This window comes from Actinokineospora bangkokensis, assembly GCF_001940455.1.
GTDB lineage: Bacteria > Actinomycetota > Actinomycetes > Mycobacteriales > Pseudonocardiaceae > Actinokineospora > Actinokineospora bangkokensis.
The window spans coordinates 1-18,196 of the sequence record NZ_MKQR01000023.1 but is presented as its reverse complement, the minus strand read 5'-3'; the positions used below and the strand labels follow the sequence as shown (position 1 = coordinate 18,196).

17 protein-coding genes are annotated in these 18,196 nt (G+C 73.3%); 6 read left to right on the top strand and 11 right to left on the bottom strand.

Features of this window, described 5'->3' with window-relative positions; translation table 11 throughout:
• Positions 1 to 39 precede the first annotated feature (39 nt).
• A complete protein-coding gene (locus BJP25_RS21440; protein ID WP_075976799.1) occupies positions 40 to 306 on the top strand; it encodes a hypothetical protein in 267 nt (88 codons plus the stop codon).
• A gap of 4 nt (positions 307 to 310) precedes the next feature.
• Here BJP25_RS21440 and BJP25_RS21435 read toward each other — a convergent pair whose 3' ends face one another.
• Entirely contained in the window at positions 311 to 724 is a 414-nt protein-coding gene (locus BJP25_RS21435; RefSeq protein WP_075976798.1) for a GtrA family protein, read from the bottom strand.
• A gap of 116 nt (positions 725 to 840) precedes the next feature.
• On the opposite strand from BJP25_RS21435, the gene BJP25_RS21430 reads away from it, so the two are divergent.
• The 3 genes from BJP25_RS21430 to BJP25_RS21420 all read left to right on the top strand — a co-directional run bounded on the left by BJP25_RS21430 (position 841) and on the right by BJP25_RS21420 (position 5,305).
• Entirely contained in the window at positions 841 to 1,596 is a 756-nt protein-coding gene (locus tag BJP25_RS21430) for a decaprenylphospho-beta-D-erythro-pentofuranosid-2-ulose 2-reductase (RefSeq protein ID WP_075976797.1), read from the top strand.
• A gap of 77 nt (positions 1,597 to 1,673) precedes the next feature.
• On the top strand, positions 1,674 to 4,748 hold the full coding sequence (locus BJP25_RS21425; protein WP_158075699.1) for an AfsR/SARP family transcriptional regulator: 3,075 nt from the start codon (positions 1,674 to 1,676) through the stop codon (positions 4,746 to 4,748).
• A 98-nt stretch (positions 4,749 to 4,846) separates the two neighbouring features.
• Positions 4,847 to 5,305 (top strand): NlpC/P60 family protein, encoded by a 459-nt coding sequence (locus BJP25_RS21420; RefSeq protein ID WP_075976795.1) that lies wholly within the window; start codon positions 4,847 to 4,849, stop codon positions 5,303 to 5,305.
• Positions 5,306 to 5,505: 200 nt separating this feature from the next.
• Here the strand turns inward: BJP25_RS21420 and BJP25_RS21415 are convergent, their stop codons facing one another.
• The 4 genes from BJP25_RS21415 to BJP25_RS21400 all read right to left on the bottom strand — a co-directional run bounded on the left by BJP25_RS21415 (position 5,506) and on the right by BJP25_RS21400 (position 9,384).
• A complete protein-coding gene (locus tag BJP25_RS21415) occupies positions 5,506 to 6,456 on the bottom strand; it encodes a decaprenyl-phosphate phosphoribosyltransferase (protein WP_084794337.1) in 951 nt (316 codons plus the stop codon).
• A 71-nt stretch (positions 6,457 to 6,527) separates the two neighbouring features.
• The gene (locus tag BJP25_RS21410) at positions 6,528 to 7,043 is read right to left on the bottom strand and encodes a phosphatase PAP2 family protein (protein WP_075976794.1); all 516 of its coding nucleotides are present in this window, start codon (positions 7,041 to 7,043) and stop codon (positions 6,528 to 6,530) included.
• A 53-nt stretch (positions 7,044 to 7,096) separates the two neighbouring features.
• Positions 7,097 to 8,305, bottom strand: coding sequence for a UDP-galactopyranose mutase (glf, locus tag BJP25_RS21405; RefSeq protein ID WP_233158195.1), 1,209 nt, complete (start codon positions 8,303 to 8,305; stop codon positions 7,097 to 7,099).
• 101 nt (positions 8,306 to 8,406) lie between these two features.
• Complete coding sequence (locus BJP25_RS21400) at positions 8,407 to 9,384, bottom strand: LLM class flavin-dependent oxidoreductase (RefSeq protein ID WP_084794319.1); 978 nt, start codon at positions 9,382 to 9,384, stop codon at positions 8,407 to 8,409.
• A 103-nt stretch (positions 9,385 to 9,487) separates the two neighbouring features.
• On the opposite strand from BJP25_RS21400, the gene BJP25_RS21395 reads away from it, so the two are divergent.
• Positions 9,488 to 10,294 carry a Cof-type HAD-IIB family hydrolase gene (locus tag BJP25_RS21395; RefSeq protein WP_075976793.1) on the top strand — a complete coding sequence of 269 codons (807 nt, stop codon included), beginning with the start codon at positions 9,488 to 9,490 and terminating at the stop codon, positions 10,292 to 10,294.
• Between the two features lie 40 nt (positions 10,295 to 10,334).
• Here BJP25_RS21395 and BJP25_RS21390 read toward each other — a convergent pair whose 3' ends face one another.
• A complete protein-coding gene (locus BJP25_RS21390) occupies positions 10,335 to 11,066 on the bottom strand; it encodes a lysophospholipid acyltransferase family protein (protein ID WP_075976792.1) in 732 nt (243 codons plus the stop codon).
• A complete protein-coding gene (locus BJP25_RS21385; RefSeq protein WP_075976791.1) occupies positions 11,066 to 11,416 on the bottom strand; it encodes a hypothetical protein in 351 nt (116 codons plus the stop codon). Before BJP25_RS21385 ends, BJP25_RS21390 begins: the two co-directional genes overlap by 1 nt.
• A gap of 257 nt (positions 11,417 to 11,673) precedes the next feature.
• Between BJP25_RS21385 and cspE the strand changes: the two genes are divergently transcribed.
• The gene (gene cspE, locus BJP25_RS21380; RefSeq protein WP_075976790.1) at positions 11,674 to 11,877 is read left to right on the top strand and encodes a transcription antiterminator/RNA stability regulator CspE; all 204 of its coding nucleotides are present in this window, start codon (positions 11,674 to 11,676) and stop codon (positions 11,875 to 11,877) included.
• 278 nt (positions 11,878 to 12,155) lie between these two features.
• On the opposite strand, the gene BJP25_RS21375 is transcribed toward cspE, so the two are convergent.
• The 4 genes from BJP25_RS21375 to BJP25_RS21360 all read right to left on the bottom strand — a co-directional run bounded on the left by BJP25_RS21375 (position 12,156) and on the right by BJP25_RS21360 (position 18,060).
• On the bottom strand, positions 12,156 to 13,061 hold the full coding sequence (locus tag BJP25_RS21375) for a glycosyltransferase (protein ID WP_233158194.1): 906 nt from the start codon (positions 13,059 to 13,061) through the stop codon (positions 12,156 to 12,158).
• On the bottom strand, positions 13,058 to 14,698 hold the full coding sequence (locus BJP25_RS21370) for a glycosyltransferase (protein ID WP_143219238.1): 1,641 nt from the start codon (positions 14,696 to 14,698) through the stop codon (positions 13,058 to 13,060). Before BJP25_RS21370 ends, BJP25_RS21375 begins: the two co-directional genes overlap by 4 nt.
• Before the next feature lie 95 nt (positions 14,699 to 14,793).
• Complete coding sequence (locus tag BJP25_RS21365; RefSeq protein WP_075976788.1) at positions 14,794 to 16,746, bottom strand: DUF6541 family protein; 1,953 nt, start codon at positions 16,744 to 16,746, stop codon at positions 14,794 to 14,796.
• Positions 16,747 to 16,812: 66 nt separating this feature from the next.
• Positions 16,813 to 18,060 (bottom strand): acyltransferase family protein, encoded by a 1,248-nt coding sequence (locus BJP25_RS21360; RefSeq protein WP_143219237.1) that lies wholly within the window; start codon positions 18,058 to 18,060, stop codon positions 16,813 to 16,815.
• Between the last annotated feature and the right edge of the window lie 136 nt (positions 18,061 to 18,196).

Genomic DNA, 18,196 nt, shown 5'->3' with positions numbered 1-18,196 from the left:
GGCCTTGCCGGGGGCGGTGGGGGGTGGTGGTCTCGTCACATGACTGAATCACGTCGAGTCCTCGTCCTGCACCTGGCCACCGGGGGCGAACCGCTGGTGTTCGCGCTGTCGCCGCGGGCGGGGAAGAGCTTGCTGCCGCGGTTGGCCGTGCTGATGGGGTCCGGGGGTGTGGAGTCGACGGACCTGGAGGACGGGACGTCGGTGGCGATCAACTTCGGGCACGTCGTGAGCGCGCACTTCGACTCGTTCCCTGGCAACGCGCGGGTGTACGGGGTGCCGCAGCGGCAGTCGGGGTTCGGGGGCTGAGCCGTCAGGCTTTGCGGAACACCACGGTGCGCAGGAGCACGAAGTTGATGGCGGTGCCGACGGCCTGGGCGATGACCCAGCAGAGGGCCACCTGCCAGCGGAACGGGGGGATCAGGGCGAGCATCAGGGCGTTGGTGCCGACGTTGACGAAGAAGGTGACCGTGTAGAGCACGGCGAAGCCGCCCGCCTGGGCGGCGCCGCGGTCCTCGGCGTCGGTGAAGGTGAAGCGCTTGTTGAGGAAGTAGGCCGTGGTGGTGCCCGCGATGAAGCTGAGCGCCTTGGCCAGGTGCACCCAGGTGCCCGCGTGCAGCAGCAGCCAGTAGAGGCCGGAGTCGACCAGCGCGCAGAAGCCGCCGACCAGGACGAAGCGGACGAGCTGCTGGACGAGGCCGGTGCTGCGCTCGCGGACGTCGGTCACGTGGTCCCCCGGGGTCGACCTGGCCTGGGCGGTGGGTGGCCTGGGAAGTGTAGGCCCCGGCGCCGCCGCTACCCTGGGCGGACCTGGACCGCGACCCACCCACGGGGGCCTTGACCTTGATCAACGCAGTCGGCACGCCCCAGTCCCTGCTGCTGCTCGGCGGCACCTCGGAGATCGGCCTGGCCGTCGCCGAGCGCTGCGCCGGGCTCGGGACCCGCGCGATCACCCTGGCCGCGCGCCCGTCCGCCCGGCTGGACGCGGCGGCGGAGAAGCTGCGCGGCCTCGGCGCCGAGGTGCGGGTGCTGCCCTTCGACGCCCTCGACCTCGACGGCCACCCCAAGCTCGTCGCCGAGGCGTTCGGCGACGGCGACGTGGACCTCACCGTGTTCGCCTTCGGCCTGCTGGGCGACGCCGAGCAGCTGTGGCAGGACCACGCCGCGGGCGTGGAGCTGGCCCAGGTCAACTTCACCGCCCCGGTGTCGCTGGGCATCGCCGTCGCGGAGCGGCTCAAGGAGCAGGGCCACGGCGCCATCGCCGCCCTGTCCTCGGTGGCGGGCGAGCGCGTCCGCCGCTCCAACTTCGTCTACGGCGCCACCAAGGCGGGCTTCGACGGCTTCTTCCTCGGCCTCGGCGAGGCCCTGCGCCCGCACGGCGCCCACGTCACCGTCGTCCGCCCCGGCTTCGTCCGCACCAAGATGACCGCGGGCATGAAGCCCGCCCCGCTGGCCACCACCGCCGACAAGGTCGCCGACGTTCTCCTCTCCGCCGTCCGCGCCCGCAAGGACCTCGTCTGGGCCCCCGCCCCGTGGCGCCTGGTCATGTCCGCCCTCCGGCACGTCCCGCGCCCGATCTTCCGCAAGCTCCCCATCTGAGCCGTTCCGCCCGGGAATGTCGGTCTGTCGCCGTACGATCACCCTGCGTTCGACCTAGGGGGGACGAGCGGGGGCACGTGCCAGGAGGTTGGCGCGCGGCGATCGACGACTCGGGGGGTGAGGGCGTGCGGGTGCTGGTGCTGGGGCCGGTCGAGGTGCGCGGGGACGACGGGCCGGTGTCGACCGGGGGGCCGAAGCCGCGGGCGCTGCTGGCGGCGTTGGCGGTGCAGCCGCGGCAGGTGGTGTCGGTGTCGCGGTTGGTGGACCTGATCTGGGACGAGGCGCCGCCGCAGTCGGCGACGGCGTTGGTGCACACGTACGTGTCGGCGGTGCGGCGGGGGTTCGCGGCGGCCGGGGAGCCGGGGGCGCTGGTGACCCGGGCGCCGGGGTACCTGCTGGACCTGGCGGACGCCGACACCGACCTGGGGGCGTTCGAGGGGCACCTGGCGGCGGCGCGGCGGGCGGAGCGGGCGGGGGACGACGCGGGGGCGGTCAGGGCGTACGAGGCGGCGTTGGCGCTGTGGCGGGGACCCGCGTTCGGCGGGGTCGACGCGGGGTTCGCGCGGGTGCGGGCGGACGGGTTGGCCGAGGAGCGGTTGGCGGCCGAGGAGGGGCGGGCGCGCGCCGGGTTGGCGTTGGGGCGGGCCAGGGAGCTGACCGAGCCGCTGCGGCGGCTGGTGGCCGCGCACCCGCTGCGGGAGGAGGCGCGCGGGCTGCTGATGCGGGCGCTGGTGGGCATCGGCAGGCAGGTGGACGCGCTGGCCGTCTACCGGGAGGGGCGCAAGCACCTGCTCGACGAACTGGGGATCGAACCCGGGGAGGCGCTGCGGGACCTGCACGCCAGGGTGCTCGCCGGGGAGCTGGCCCCGCAGGCGGCACCGGCCCCGGTGGCGGCGGCGCCCGTGCCGCGCACCCTGCCGCCGGACGTGCCGGACTTCACCGGGCGGGCGGCGGTGCTGGGGCGGCTGCTGGAGGTCGGGGGGCGGCGGCACGACCGGACGCCGATCGTGGTGGTGTCCGGGGCGGGTGGGGCGGGCAAGTCGGCGCTGGCCGTGCACGCCGCGCACCGGCTGCGCGCCGAGTACCCGGACGGGCAGCTGTGGGCCGACCTGCGCGGCGCGGAGCGGGAGCTGGGAGCGTTCGAGGTGCTGGGGCGGTTCCTCACCGCCTTCGGGGTGAGCGGGTCGGACCTGCCGGGCACCGAGGCGTCGCGGGCGGAGCTGTTCCGCTCGGCGGTGGCCGGGCGGCGGGTGCTGCTGGTGCTCGACAACGCCCGCGGCGAGCACCAGGTGCGGCCGCTGCTGCCCGGGGAGCCGGGGTGCCTGGTGCTGGTGACGAGCCGGTCGCGGCTGACCGGGTTGGCCGGGGCCGTGCCGGTGGAGCTGGGGTTCTTCGACACCGGGGTGGCCACCGAGATGCTGGCCAAGGTCGTCGGGGAGCATCGGGTGGCCGCGCAGCGGGCGCAGGCCGAGCGGATCGCGGACCTGTGCGGCGGGGTGCCGCTGGCGATCCGCGCGGCGGCGGCGCGGCTGCTGGCCCGGCCGCACTGGCCCCTGCGGTCGCTGGCCGACCGGCTGGCCGACGAGCGGCGCAGGCTCGACGAGCTGGCCGTCGGCGACCTGGCGATCCGCTCCAGCCTGGGGGTGGTCTACGACGAGCTGACCGCGCGGCAGCGGCGCGCCTTCCACCTGCTCGCGGTGCTGGACCTGCCGGACTTCGGCTGGTGGGCGGCGGTGCCGCTGCTGGACCTGCCGCCCGCCGACGCCGAGGACGTGGTGGAGCAGCTGGTGGACCTGCGGCTGCTGGACGTGGCCGGGGTGGACGCCCTGGGCCGGGTCCGGTACCGCTTCCACGACCTCGTGCAGCTCTTCGGCGCCGAGCGGGCGCTGGCCGACGAGCCGCCGGAGGTGGTGCCCGAGGCGGTGCGCCGCACGCTGGGCACCTGGTTGGCGCTGGTGGAGGCCGGGTCGCGGCAGCTGCCCAGGGTGACCCTGGGCCTGCGGCCGCGGCTGGCGCCCGGCGTCGAGGTGGACCCGGTGCTGCTGGCCGAGGTGGCCGAGGACCCGACGGGGTGGTTGGGGTCGGAGACCGCGGCGGTGGTGCGCACCGTGGAGCGCGCGCACGAGCTGGGCGTCGACGGGCTGGGCACGCTGCTGATCGCCTCCCTGCTGTCCTCGCCGTTCGCCGCGCGCAACGAGTTCGACGGCTGGCAGCGCACGCACGACGTGGCGCTGTCGGCGGCCCGGCGCCGCGGCGACCGGCGGGCCGAGGCGGTGGTGCTGGCCGGGCTGGGGCAGCTGCACTACGAGAAGGACGACTTCACCGCCGCCCTCGACCACTTCCGGCAGGCCCGCGCGCACGCCGAGGCCGTCGGCGACGAGGCGGTGCTGGCGGTGGCCGCGGTGGGCATCGGCACGGTGCGCCGCGACCTGGCCGACTTCGCCGCGGCGGCCGACGACCTGCGGGCGGCGGTGGAGCTGGGCGAGCGGGTGGGCGACCGGTCGGTGGTGGCCGCGGCCTACTACGGCCTGGGTGCGATCAGCCGCGACCACGGCGACCTGGCGCAGGCGGTCGAGCGCTTCGACGCCTGCGCGCGCCTGTACCGCGAGCTCGACGACCGCCGGGGCGAGGGCCTGGCGCTGCGCGGCCTCAGCCTGTGCCACCGCGCGGCGGGCGACGCGGCGCGCGCGGTGGAGCTGAGCGAGCGGGCGGTGCAGGTGCTGGGCGAGGCAGGCGACGTGCTGGGCACCACCTACGCCCGCCAGTCCTGGGCGAAGGCCAAGCTGCGCACCGCCGACCCCACCGGCGCCGCGGCGGCCCTGGCGGACTGCCTGCGCGAGAGCACCGACATCGGTGACCGGTTCGGCATCGCCCTGGCCACCCGCACCCTCGGTGAGCACGAGCTGGCCTGGGGCGACCCGGCGGCGGCGGCCGCCCTGCTGCGCGCGGCCCTGGACCGCTGGGCCGAGCTGGACCTCCCGCTCTGGCAGGCCCGCACCCTGCGCGACCTGGCCGCGGCCGACCCCGCGGCCGCCGACGAGCACTGGGCGCGGGCGATCGAGCTGTTCACCGCCTGCCAGGCCCGCGAGGCCGACGAGCTGGCCGCGACCACCCCGGCCGGGTGGCTGCGGGCGGTTCGCGCCCACCTATAGGCCGCTTATAGCCGCGCCTGTGAGCCTTCCCCTGTCGACGAGAACGGGCCGACGAGAACAGGTCGACGAGAACGGGTCGAGGAGGGAGGACGAGCGGGATGCCCGACGCGCGGTGCGGCGCGATCAGCCGCGGCGAGGTCATCGAGCGCGCGGAGAGCTGGTTGCGCCCCTCGGTGCGCCACAGCCACACCCGCTACCACCACAACGAGTACGGCATCTACCGAACGGACTGCTCGGGCTACGTCTCGATGGCGTGGGGACTCCCGGGCATCCCACCGGACCGCAGGGGTGGCCTCGACGCGGTCGGCCTGGCCGGGGTCTCCACCCCCGTCGCCAAGTCCGACCTGCTCGCGGGCGACGCCCTGCTCTGCGTGGGCGACGCGGACCACCCCCCGCACATCACCGTCTTCCACGAGTGGGCCGACGGCGCGCGGACGAGCTACTGGGGGTTCGAGCAGACCGTCTCGGCAGGCACGCTGCACCACGTGGTGGCGTACCCGGGGGGCTCCGCCGCCGACCCGCTGGTGCAGCCGCGCCGGTACTCGGGCATCACCTGACCTGGCGCTGTCGCGCGCGACGGGCGGCGCACCCGGCGGGAGACGGGTGCGGGGGGACGTCCCGGGGCGCGCGGCGGCCGGGGCCGGATCCGGCGGGGGCCGGACCGGGGGGAAGGGCCAGCACTGGGGGGCTGGTCCTTCCCGCGGAACGGCGAACCCCCTCACCGCGAGCCGCGGTGAGGGGGTTCGTCGTGCTGGGGTCAGAGGTAGATGGAGAGGGCGAGGCAGGCGACCCAGGCGATGCCGAGGACCTGGAGGACGCGGTCGCGCAGGGCGATGTCCTCGGGTTCGCCCGCCTGGCCGCCGTCGACGTCGACGGCGTAGCGCAGGACGGCGATGACGAAGGGGACGATGGAGATGACGGCCCAGACGGAGTCGTCGGGGCTGTCGGCGCGGATCTCGAAGGCCCACAGCGAGTAGGCGGTGATCATGATGGCGGCGGCGGTGGCCCAGACGAAGCGCAGGTAGCTGGCGGAGTACTTGGCCAGCGAGGAGCGGATCTTGGCGCCGGTGCGCTCGAACAGGATGACCTCGGCGTAGCGCTTGCCGGAGACCATGAACAGCGAGCCGAACGCGGTGACCAGCAGGAACCACTGCGACAGCGCGATGCCCGCCGCGACACCGCCCGCGATGGAGCGCAGCAGGAAGCCGGAGGCGACGATGCACAGGTCGATCACGGTCTGGTGCTTGAGGCCCAGGCAGTAGCCGAGCTGCACCGCCGCGTAGACCGCGAGCACCACCAGCAGCTGCCAGCTGGTCAGCAGGCCGATGCCGAGCGAGGCGAGGAAGAGCACCACGGCGGCGGCGTAGGCCAGGCGCACCGGCACCACGCCCGCGGCGATGGGGCGGTTGCGCTTGGTGGGGTGGGCGCGGTCGGCCTCGACGTCGATGGCGTCGTTGACCAGGTACACCGCGGAGGACACCAGGCAGAACGCGACGAAGGCGATGGCCGCGTCGAGCAGCACCGAGCCCTGGAAGATCTGCGCGCCGGTGAACGGGGCCGCCAGCACCAGGACGTTCTTGACCCACTGCCGGGGCCGGGCGGTGCGCACGAGGCCGCCCACGACGCCGCCCTTGCGGGCCGGGGTGTCCTGGGTCACAGCAGGCTCGGCGGGCGCGGCACCGGGCGTGCCAGCGTCCGAACTGTCCACAGCGGTCTCCTGGGTGTCCAGCGAACCGGTGCCCTCACCGGCCGCACCGGCACCGGAGGGGGCCGCGCCGGTCACTTCCGCCCCAGCCTACGTCGCAGCAGTGCGCCGAGGAGACCCCCGAGCGCCGAGCCCGCCAGCACGTCGGTCGGGTAGTGCACGCCGAGCACGACGCGGGAGAGCAGCATCGGGGGGACCAGGGCGGGCACGAGCGGCTTGCCGGTGAGCCCGCCGTAGAGCACGGCCGCGGCGGTGGTGGAGGTGGCGTGCGAGGACGGGAAGCTGAGCTTGCTCGGGGTGCCCACCAGCACCTTCACCGACGGGTCCTGCGGGCGCGGCCTGCGCACCACGCGCTTGACGGCGATGGACGCGGCGTGCGCGGCGAGCACGCCCCCGGTGGCCAGCAGCCAGTCGCGGCGCCTGCGGCGGTCGACCGCGGCCCCGAGCAGCCCGAGGCCCGCCCACCCCGCGGCGTGCTCGCCGAACAGCGACAGCCCCCGGGCCGCCGCCACCGCGGTCGGGTGCCCGATGGCCCCCTGCACCCGGCTGAGCACGGCGACCTCGGCCGCGGGTGTGTTGCGCTGGGTCACTTCGGTTCCTCCCAGGCGGGCGGGCGGGGCGCACCCCCGCCCGCCCGGAGTCGTCAGGCGTCCAGCGAGCCGTCGAGCGGCGCACCGGTCGTCAGGTGGGGGGCGACCTTGTTGTCGAACACCGACAACGCCGAGCCGATCGCCATGTGCATGTCGAGGTACTTGTAGGTGCCCAGGCGCCCGCCGAAGACGACGTTGCGCTCGGCCGCCTCGGCCTTGGCCAGCTCGCGGTACCGGGTCAGCTTCTCCCGGTTCTCCGGGGTGTTGATCGGGTAGTACGGCTCGTCGCCCGGCTTGTCGGCGAAGCGGGAGTACTCCCGGACGATGACCGTCTTGTCCTTGGGGTACTCGCTGCGCTCGGGGTGGAAGTGCCGGAACTCGTGGATGCGGGTGTAGGGGGCGTCGGCGTCGTTGTAGTTCATCACCGACGTGCCCTGGAAGTCCCCGACCGGCAGCACCTCCAGCTCGAAGTCGAGCGTGCGCCAGCCCAGCTCACCGGCGGCGAAGTCGAAGTACCGGTCCAGCGGTCCGGTGTAGACGGTGGCGGTCCCGGCCGGGATGCGCTCCCGCACGTCGAAGTAGTCGGTCTCCAGCCGCACCTCGATGAGCTCGTGCTCGGCCATCCGCTCCAGCCACGCGGTGTAGCCGTCGACCGGCAGGCCCTCGTAGGTGTCGTTGAAGTAGCGGTTGTCGAAGGTGTAGCGGACCGGGAGCCTGCTGATGATGCTCGGGTCGAGCTGGGTCGGGTCGGTCTGCCACTGCTTGGCGGTGTAGGCCTTGATGAACGCCTCGTAGAGGGGGCGGCCGATCAGCGAGATCGCCTTCTCCTCCAGGTTCGCCGCGCTCTCGGTGTCGATCTCCGAGGACTGCTTGGCGATCAGCTCGCGGGCCTCGTCGGGGGTGTGCGACTTGCCGAAGAACTGGTTGATCAGGCCCAGGTTCATCGGCAGCGGGTAGACCTGCCCGTCGAACTTGCCGTACACGCGGTGCTGGTAGCCGGTGAACCCGGTGAACTGGTTCACGTAGTCCCACACCCGCTTGTTGGAGGTGTGGAACAGGTGCGCGCCGTACTTGTGGATCTCGATGCCGGTCTCGGGCTCGGGCTCGGAGTAGGCGTTGCCGCCGATGTGCGGGCGGCGGTCGAGCACCAGCACCCGCTTGCCGAGCTGGGAGGCGGTCCGCTCGGCGATCGTCAGGCCGAAGAATCCGGCCCCGACCACGATGAGGTCGTATCCGTCGAAGTTGTCTTTGGGGTCTGCCACCGGGCTCACGGGGGCTGAGGCTACCCGCGTCACCCGCTGTGCCCGCAGGCGCGGGGGCACGGGCGGGTGCGGGCGGTGACCGGGCGGTCACCGCCCGGCGCTCAGCCCTGCGCCCGGCCGCGGTCGTCGTGGGCCTCGAAGACCACCGGCGGCTCGTGGTCGTCGTCAACCGGGCCGCTGCTCGCGCGGCCGCCGAGCAGCGGCAGCACCTCCTCGGCCACCTCCTCCAGCACCGTCTCCCGGCCGGTGAAGGGCCCGTCCGGGCGCGGCCAGTGCACGACGAGGTCGGTGAAGCCCGCCTCGGCGGCGCGCCCGACGTGCTCCTGGAAGGCGCCGGTGCTGCTCAGCGAGTACAGCGGGGAGGCGTCGACGAAGGCGTAGCGGTCGACGGTGCCCGGGTCGCGGCCCTGCTCGGCGAGCACCTCGTCGAAGCGCGCACCCAGCTCGGCGGTCCCCGCCCACCACTGGTCGGCGTCGGCGGCGCCGGGCTTGCCGGTGGTCACCCAGCCCTGCCCGAACCGGGCGGCGGTGGTCATGGACCGGGGCCCGTTGGCGGCGACGAGGAACGGCAGCCGGGGCCGCTGCACGCACCCGGGGGCGTTGCGGGCCTCCACGGCCTGGAAGTGCCTGCCCCGGTAGGTGGTGCGCTGCTGGGTGAGCAGCAGGTGGGTCAGCTCGGTGAACTCGTCGAACCGCTCGACCGCCTCGCGCGGGGTCGGCTCGGCGGCGGGCCCGAACACCGTCCGGTCGTAGGTGCCGGGGCTGCCCGCCCCTGAGCCCAGGCCGAGCATGAACCGGCCGTCGGAGATGTCGTCGAGCGCCAGCAGCTGCCTGGCCAGCGGCACCGGGTGGCGGAAGTGCGGGCTGACCACCATGGTGCCGAGCCGGATGTGCTCGGTGACCATCGCGGCGGCGGTCAGGGTGGGCACGGCGTCGAACCACGGCCCGTCGACCAGGGACCGCCAGCCCAGGTGGTCGTAGGTCCAGGCGTGGTCGAACCCGTACTCGTCGGCGGCCCGCCACCGGGGTTCGGCCGCCCACCAGCGGTGTTCGGGGAGGATCACGATGCCTACGCGCACCCGTCCGAACCTACCCCGGAGTACGGGCAAGCCGTGATCGGGTAACCAAGCCCACCCCGGACCGTTGCGCGCCCGCCACACCCGCGGCGGGCAGGATGGCGGCGTGGACACCCCCCGCCTCATCGCCTCCGACGTCGACGGCACCCTGATCGACCCGCACCACCGGCTCACCGAGCGCACCCTGGCCGCGCTGCGCCGGGCCAGGGCGGCGGGGGTGGAGCTGGTGCTGGTGACCGGCCGCCCGCCGCGCTGGATCCCGCCGGTGGCCGTCCCGGCGGAGCTGACCGGTTACGCGGTGTGCGCGAACGGCGCGCTGGTCTACCACATCGGCGACGGCGAGCTGGTCTCCGCGCACACCCTCGACCCGCTGCTGCTGCACGACGTGGCGCACGCGCTGGAGAAGGTGCTGCCGGGCATGCAGGTGGCCACCGAGCGCCCGGTGCTCGGCGACGAGACGGCGGGCGCGCTGGCCTCCGAGCACGGCTACCACAACCCGTGGGGCGACGAGGAGAGCCGGTTCCTGCCGCGGGCGGAGGTGCTGGGCGAGCCCGCGACGAAGCTGCTGGTGCGCCACCGCGGGATGACCAGCGCGGAGATGGCGCTGGCCGCCCGGGAGCTGGTGGGCGAGTCGGTGGACGTCACCTACTCGACCAACAGCGGGCTGATCGAGATCTCCGCCGCGGGGGTCACCAAGGCCTCCGGCCTGGCCGAGGTCACCACCCTGCTCGGGGTGGACGCGGCGGGCGTGGTCGCGTTCGGGGACATGAACAACGACGTGGAGATGCTGCGCTGGGCCGGGCTCGGGGTGGCCATGGGCAACGCGTCCGCCGAGGTCAAGGGGTGCGCGGACGAGGTGACGGCGACCAACGGCGAGGACGGGGTCGCGCTGGTGCTGGAGCGCTGGTTCTGACCCGTGGTGCGGGGGCCGGTCGGCCCCCGCACCCGGTCGGTCAGTCCTCGGGCTTGCGCCGGTCCAGCTCCGCGGCCTCCTCCGGCGTCGGCGCGGTGCCGCCCAGGTGCGCGGGCAGCCACCAGGCGCCCGGCTCGGCGTCGGGGTAGCCCTTCTGCAGCCGGTCCAGCAGCTCGGCCATGCGCGCCCGCAGGTCGGTGGTCACCGCGTCCAGGTCGGCGTCGGCGGGCACCGCGATGGGCTCCCCGGCCAGGATCGACAGCGGCACGTGCCGCAGGCCCATGTCCCGCGGCCTGCCCTTGGTCCACAGCCGCTGGGTGCCCCACAGCGCCATCGGCACCAGCGGCACGCCCGCCTCGGCGGCCAGCCGCGCCGCCCCGGACTTGATCTCCTTGACGGTGAACGACCGGCTGATGGTCGCCTCCGGGAAGATGCCCACGACCTCGCCCGCGCGCAGCTTGGCCAGGGCCTCGGCGTAGGAGGCCTGGCCCGCCGAGCGGTCGACGGGGATGTGGTGCATGCCGCGCATGAGCGGCCCGGCCACCGCGTTGCGGAAGATGGACTCCTTGGCCATGAACCGCACCAGCCGCTTGGCGGGCCGGGCGCCGAGGCCGCAGAAGATGAAGTCCAGGTAGCTGACGTGGTTGCAGGCGATGACCGCCCCACCGGTGCGCGGGATGTGCTCGGTGCCCGCGACGTCGATGCGGTAGTCCATCACCCGGAACAGGGTGCGCGCCAGCCCGATGACCGGCGGGTAGACGATCTCGGCCACTAGCCCGCGGCCCCGCCCGCCTGCTGCTCGCGGATGGCGATCGGCGCGCCCGCCAGGTCCTCCTCGTTGCACAGCAGCTTGACGTCGTAGTACGGGGTGCCCTCGGTGTCGTCGTAGTCGAGGTGGATGGCGATGACGTCCACCGGCTCCCCCAGCCACTCCTGGGTGCTGCGCAGCCAGGCCGCGGCGCGTTCGAGGGCCGCGGGCAGGTCGTCGTCGCGGAACTCGACCGGGCGGTAGGGCACGCCCTGGACCTGGTCGCCCGAGTGGGCGGGACGGGGGAGGTCGACGGAGACACCCGCTTCGTCGAGGTCGAGTGCGATGGTCTTCTCACTGGCGAGCTCGCTCACCCCGAAAGCGTCTCCCAGCGGCAACTCCCCCGCAACCCCCGCGTCCCGTGTGACCTCACACGTGCGCGCGCCCGGGGCGGTGTGGTTCACTGTCCCTGGTCGTAACTTTTCTTGAGCACGTGCTAGTTCACGCTCGCAAGAGATCGTTGCGGGCGCGCGGTTTTCCTCCAGGTCACGCCGGAGAAGTCGCCGTCTGGAATCGACCAGGTCCCGGGCGACCGCCTGGGGCTTCAGCGGTACCTGTTGAGGAGATTTTCGTGGCACAGGGCACAGTCAAGTGGTTCAACTCCGAGAAGGGCTACGGCTTCATCCAGCCGGACGACGGCTCCTCGGACATCTTCGTCCACTACTCGGAGATCCAGGGCAACGGCTTCCGCAGCCTGGAGGAGAACCAGCGCGTGGAGTTCGAGGTCACGCAGGGCCAGAAGGGCCCGCAGGCCTCCAAGGTCCTGGCCATCTGATCCAGGCCTGACGCCGAAGGCCCGCCACCCCTCCGGGTGGCGGGCCTTCGTGCTGTTCAGGTCGAGAACCCCGCAAGCCTCCTCGCCAGGCAGAGGATGATCCAACCTCTCCCCCCTCGCGAGCCGGGCACCCCCCTCCCCCACCAGGCCGGGGACGATGCCAGCGCCTCTCCCACGAAGTCGGGGACGACCTCGCCCCTCCCCCCTCCACCGCACCCGCCCCCTCAAGCCGGGGACGATGCCGGGCGGGGCGAGGGGGCGGGCGGCGGGAGGAAATATCACAGCACCGAGCGCGGGTACTCCGGCTGGGGGTTGAAGCGGACGCTCTCGACGACCTTCTTGAGCAGGCGCACGCGCAGCGGCCAGGCCACCCGCCCGCCGCGCAGGCCCTGGACGAGCCGGAGCACGAACTTCACGAACGAGACCGGGTTCTCCCGGTGCAGCCGGTACGACGCCTCGTTGCGCGCGCCGTACTCGAACTTCCAGATGTTCTGCGCGGTGACGTCGCCGAAGTTGACGCCGCGGTTGACGCCCATGTCGTGCACGGCGACGCTGGTCAGCACCTGCACACCGGGGGCGTCCTTGGTGACGCGCAGCGTGTACTCCTGGTCGTCGAACCAGATGAAGTACTCGCGCAGCGGCAGCCCGTGCCGGGTGAGCACCCAGCGGGGGAACAGCACCGACACGAACGAGCAGTGGGTGACCAGCACGGCCTGCTGGCCCTGGGAGATGAGCCTGCCCCAGTCCCAGGTGGTGCCCGGGTTGTTCATCTCGCAGATGGTGCCGTCGATGAACTTGACCAGCGAGCAGGCGTAGGGGATCTGGGTGCCCAGGTTCTGCTCGGCCTTGGCGTGCCCGGTGACCAGCTCCTGCAGGGCGTGCTCGTCCGGGTAGCAGTCGTCGTCCATGATCCAGACGAAGTCGGCGCCGAGCTCGTAGCCGCGGGCCATGCCGGTGGCGAAGCCGCCCGCGCCGCCGGTGTTCTCGCCCAGCGAGACCACCACGACCCGGTCGTCCTTGGCCGCGTACTCGGCGACGACCTCCGCGGTGCCGTCGGTGGAGGCGTTGTCGACCACCACCACCCACTGCGGGGCCATGCTCTGGGCCAGGACGTTGTCCAGCACCGTCGGCAGCTTGGCCTTGCGGTTGTAGGTGACGATGACGGCGGCTACGGCAGTGGTCACGAGTTCCATCCTCGGTAGAGGTCGCGGACCCACGCGCGGGCGTCGGGGAGGGTGGCGAAGGCGGCGGACTTGGCCCGCTGCTCGGCCAACCACCGCTCCCTGAGCTCGGGCGAGTCCATCATGGCCGCGATGCGGTCGGCGGCCGTGCGGATGAACGGGTAGGGGTGGCGCGGGCACAGCAGCTCGTCGGCGATGAGCGAGGCCTGCGAGCCGACGTCGCTGGAGACCACCGGGATGCCCGCGGCGGAGGCCTCGAACGAGGTCAGCGTCAACCCCTCGTTGTCGGAGGAGATGACCAGGACGTCGGCCTCGGCGAGGGTGTCGGCCACCGGGCGGTCGGGGCCGCGCAGCTCCAGCGCCTCGGCCAGGCCCAGGCGGGCGCGCAGGCCGTGCACCTCGCCCGCCAGCTCGCCGTCGCCGTGCATGATGAACCGGACGGCGCCGGGGGCGTTGGCCTTGAGCTCGGCCGCGAGCTTGAGGAACAGGTACGGCCGCTTCTGCTGCGTGAAGCGGCCGACGAACGCCACGGTGAAGGGTGCGTCGCCGCGCTCGGGGCGCCGCCGCACCTGCTTGTCCGCGGTGAGGTTGGCCAGGGTCGCCAGGGCGACCTTCTCGGCCGGGACCCGCTGCTTGCCGATGAGGTAGTCGCGCAGCTGCGGGGAGATGACGTGGTGCTGGTCGACGACGTTGGACACCCGCACGGAGATGTCGACGAAGCCGCCGGTGCGCCACTCCAGGATGTGCAGCGAGTCCACCACGGGGATGTCCGGGCGGATCGCCTTGAGCCAGGGCAGCCGCTGGTAGAGCCAGGTGCAGTGGTGCACGTGCACGCCGCGCACGTCGAAGGCGGTCATCACGCCGTTGAGCAGCGCGGCCTCGCTGTCGGGCAGCAGCGGGTGGGTCAGCGGCACGACCACCGCCCCCTCCAGCTCCGGCCGGGTGATCCACGGGTGGCCCGAGGGCCGGTCGGTGATCACGATCGGGGTCAGGCCCGCGTCCTTGGCCAGCTGCACCGTCTCCAGCGCCCAGCGCTCGGCCCCGCCCAGCTCCAGCCAGTGGATGCCGAACACGACCGCGGGCACCTTGCCGGTGTCCACCGCGCGCGCGCCCCGGTCGATGCGCACGCCCGCCTTGCGGGGCAGGTCGCGCGCCCGGTACTTCTTCTCGACCAGGTCGGTGCGGTACTGGCGCAGGGCGTCGAACTGCACCGGCACGGTGAAGCGCACCGCGCGGCGCAGGGCGCCCCTGAGGCCGGGCAGCTGGTGGTAGGCCGAGGCGGTCTGCTCCGACCCGCCCACGTCCACCACCAGGTCGACCAGGCCGTCGGAGTCGACCTCGGTGGAGGTGGTGTGCACCAGGCTGCGGAACACGACCGACCCGACGACCTCGCGGTCGTCCTCCCACTCGATCTGCACGGTCTGCTCGTCGGTCAGCGACGGCAGGGTGCCCTGGGGGCCGCGCAGCACCGTCAGCCGGAAGGTCCGGCCGGGGCGGGTGAGGGCGTGGAAGTTGGCCGCGCCGAGCACGAGGGCCTTCTCCCGGTCGTCGAGCAGGCCGTCACCGGTGAGCCCGACCCCGCTCTCGTCCAGCAGCTCGACGGTCGGGCTTGCGTTGGGGTTCTCGCGCTTGGTGGTCACGTCTCTCGAGGGGGTCGTGTGGCGCTCGCCGCGGGAGCCTGGCGAGACGATGCTACCCGCGCGGCTCCCGCGGGTTCCGGCGGCGTGACACCCCGTCACCCCGGGGTGGCGCCGCCCGGCAGGACCACCTGGTAGATGCGCGCGTCGGGGTTCTCGTACACCAGCTTGAGCGAGCGCGCGGAGTCCAGGGCGTCCATGCCCAGCGCCCGCTTGCTCGACGGGCTGGCGAACCCGTTGCCGATGTAGGCGTAGGCGATCCGGTTCTTGCGGATGATGGCGTCGACGGCGCTGTCATCGTCGAGTTCGTCGAAGTGCTCAAACAGCCGCACCCGGTCCGGCCCGATGACCTTGTAGTCGGCGGAGGGGATGACCGCGTGGCCGAACACCGGCTGCACCCCGTCGAGCGCCCACATCCACGGCGAGCCGTCCTGCGGGTCGTTCATCACCAGCTCACCCGGGCGCACCAGCTCGCGCAGCTTGTCCATGGCCTCGCGCTCCTTGGCGCTGACCGTGGGGCCGTCGCCGTACGCGCGGGTGATGACCCAGCGGTTGAGGTCGCGGTAGAGGCCGCCGGTGCCCACCACGAGCAGCAGGACGACGGCGGCGAGGGTGCCGAGCTTGACCCCGCGCGAGTCCGCGAGCCCGGCGCGCGCCCGGCCCGCCCACTCGACGACCTTGTCGCGGATGACGACCAGGCCGAAGCCGATGACGACGACCTGGGCGATGGCGACGAGCCCGGCGAAGCGCCAGGTGTCGTTCCACCACGGGTTCGTCAGCAGCCGGACGAGGAAGCCCTTGTAGCTGGCGGCGAGGACGAACAGCGCGACGAAGAAGCCGCCGCCGAGCAGCAGCCAGCGCAGCCCGTCCATCCGCCGCACCGCGAACAGCCCGACCACCAGCGGCACCACCAGCCACCACTGCGGGTACGGGGTGTCGGAGTTGAGCAGCATGATCGAGCCGAACGCCTGGCCGGGGACCGAGATCAGCGGCCAGGACACGGTGGCGTTGCCCGCGGTGGCGGTGGCGGCGAGGAACTGCGGCACGACGAACACCGCCGCGACCACGCCCATGACGGCCAGCGCCCCGACCTCCCGCAGCGGCACCTTGCGCGCCCCCACCCAGCGGAACAGCAGCCACCCGCCGCCGTAGACGCCCGCGGCGAGCGCGGCGCTGGGGTGCAGCGCGGACAGGCCCATGGCGCCGACCGCGGTGGCGACCAGCACGCCGACCTGGCGGCAGCGCACGGCGGTGGTGAACAGCGCCAGGAAGGCGGGGATGACGACGATGCCCGCGGCGAAGGGCCACAGCGGGCCGAAGTACTGCAGGCCCGCGGGGAAGGCCCCCACCGCGCAGGACACCAGGGCGGACGCGCCCGCGACGGCGGGGCGGCCGCTGGTGACCCGGACCAGGGCGGCCACGCCCAGGGCCAGGCTGCCCGCGAGGGCGCCGCCGCCGATGTTCATGGCGTCGGGGATGGCCAGCCCGGACATCTGCACCGCCGTGGCGAGCAGCACGTGGTAGGTGTTCGGGTAGTAGAAGTCCGGGTTGTCCGGGGCGTTGATGATGCGCAGGGCGATCGGCGCGGACTGCCCGGTGTCGGAGATGTACCGGGTGGCGTTCGCGTGGAACATCGCGTCCCAGAACTGGTGCACCCCCGTGAAACCCGCCGTCGCCCGGTAGGTGACCAGCAGGCCGACGCCCGCGGCCACGCCGATGGCCAGCACGACGCCCGCGTGGTGGTACCAGCTCCACCGGGACGGCATGGTGAACGGTTCCTGGAACCGCCCGAGCCAGCGCTGGGCGACGAACCGGACCACCCCCACCACGGCGGCGGTGATGGCGGCCGACAGCAGCAGCGCCCACACCGACCACCGGGGCAGCAGCCCGGGGAAGTAGGGCGCGAACACGCTGACGACGCCGTAGGTGAGCACGGGCGCTGCGCCGAGCAGCACCCACCCGCGCAGCCCGGCGGCGACGCCGACGAGCAGGCCGGGCACGAGCAGGACCAGGGCGAGCGACCCGATCCCGAGCAGGTGCGTTGCGGTCATGGCTTCTTGTCCTCCCGGCGCGCCCGCCCCCAGGACGGGGCCCGCCGTTGTCCGTTGCGGGCCGGGTCAGGCCGGTTCCCGCACCACCTGCCGCTCCTCGGTGGGAACGGGTCCGGTGTGCAGGGGGGCCGGGGCGTCGGGGGTGCGCGGCAGGGGCCGCTTGGTCATCGCGCGCATGACCTTCCGGCTGGGCTCCTCCACCCACCGCCACATCGCGTAGGCGACGAGCAGCACGACGAAGGGCACGGCCAGGAAGCACGCGCGCAGCAGCGCGGAGTGCGGTGCGAAGGTCTGCGGCCACATCATCTGCGCCCACCAGATCGGCTCGATGAGCAGCATGTGCACCAGGTAGGCGCTGTAGGAGATGTGCCCCCCGAGGACGAACGCCCGGGTGGAGAACACCCGCGACAGCCCCCTGGTGGACACCGAGATGGCGATGAGGAACGGCGAGAACAGGAAGGTGGCGATCAAGTAGGCGCTGCCCACCCACTCGGTCGCGTACAGCGAACCGACGATGAGCACCAGCAGCACCCAGGCCGCCCACCCCGAGGCCACGTCGTTGCGCCGCGTCTGCGCGATCCGCCGGAACGCCAGGCACGCGATGCCCCCGCCGACGAACGCCCCCAGCAGCCGCAGCACCCACAGGTACGGCGAGTACATGTTGCCGGTGAACGCCGCCATCATCGCCGCGGGCAGCACCACGACGGCCCCCAGGAACAGCAGCCCCCGCACCCGCAGCACCCACCCCAACCGCACGAGCAGCAGCACGATGACGGGGAACAGCAGGTAGACCAACCACTCAGCGCTGATCGACCACGACGGCCCGTTCCACGCCACCCGGTCGTTGTCCGGCTCCGTCCACATGACGACCATGAACACCTGCCGCAGGAAGCTCAGCACGGTGTACTCGTCCGGCACCACCGGGTCCGGCAGGTCCCGCATCATCAGCACCCCGTGCCACCCGGCCGCCACCAGCAGCGTGACCGCGTACACCGGCCACACCCGGGCCAACCGCGCCCACAGGAACCGAGCCGTCGCCCGCCTGCTGAGCCCGTCCCCCATCCGGTCCAGGTAGTTCAACGCCAGCACGAACCCCGACAGCGCGAAGAAGAGGTCGACCCCCAGGTCCCCGTGCCGCAGCACCGGGTCGAACACCGGCTTCAACCCCGGGTACTCGTCCCACAGGTTCCCCCGGAAGTGGAACAGCACCACCCACATCGCCGCCACGATCCGCACCCCGGTCAACGGCAGGATCTCCCCCAGCGGCCGCCCAGCACCCCCCACCGCCGCCTGCCCAGCCCTACCGTCAACCACCGAGTCTCAGCTCCGAATACCAGAAGTCAGCGCCCGACGCGCAAGTCCGAAAGAGCAGCCCCAGGCTAACCACCCATCCCCCACCCCCCACCGAGGGGTCCACGCCCCACCCACCACCCGCTCTCCTGTCCCCACC

Excerpts from the sequence above, each read along its gene's own strand:
- BJP25_RS21440 (WP_075976799.1), top strand. The coding sequence starts at position 40 with ATGACTGAATCACGTCGAGTCCTCGTCCTGCACCTGGCCACCGGGGGC.
- BJP25_RS21365 (WP_075976788.1), bottom strand. The coding sequence starts at position 16,746 with ATGACCGCAACGCACCTGCTCGGGATCGGGTCGCTCGCCCTGGTCCTG.
- BJP25_RS21420 (WP_075976795.1), top strand. The coding sequence starts at position 4,847 with ATGCCCGACGCGCGGTGCGGCGCGATCAGCCGCGGCGAGGTCATCGAG.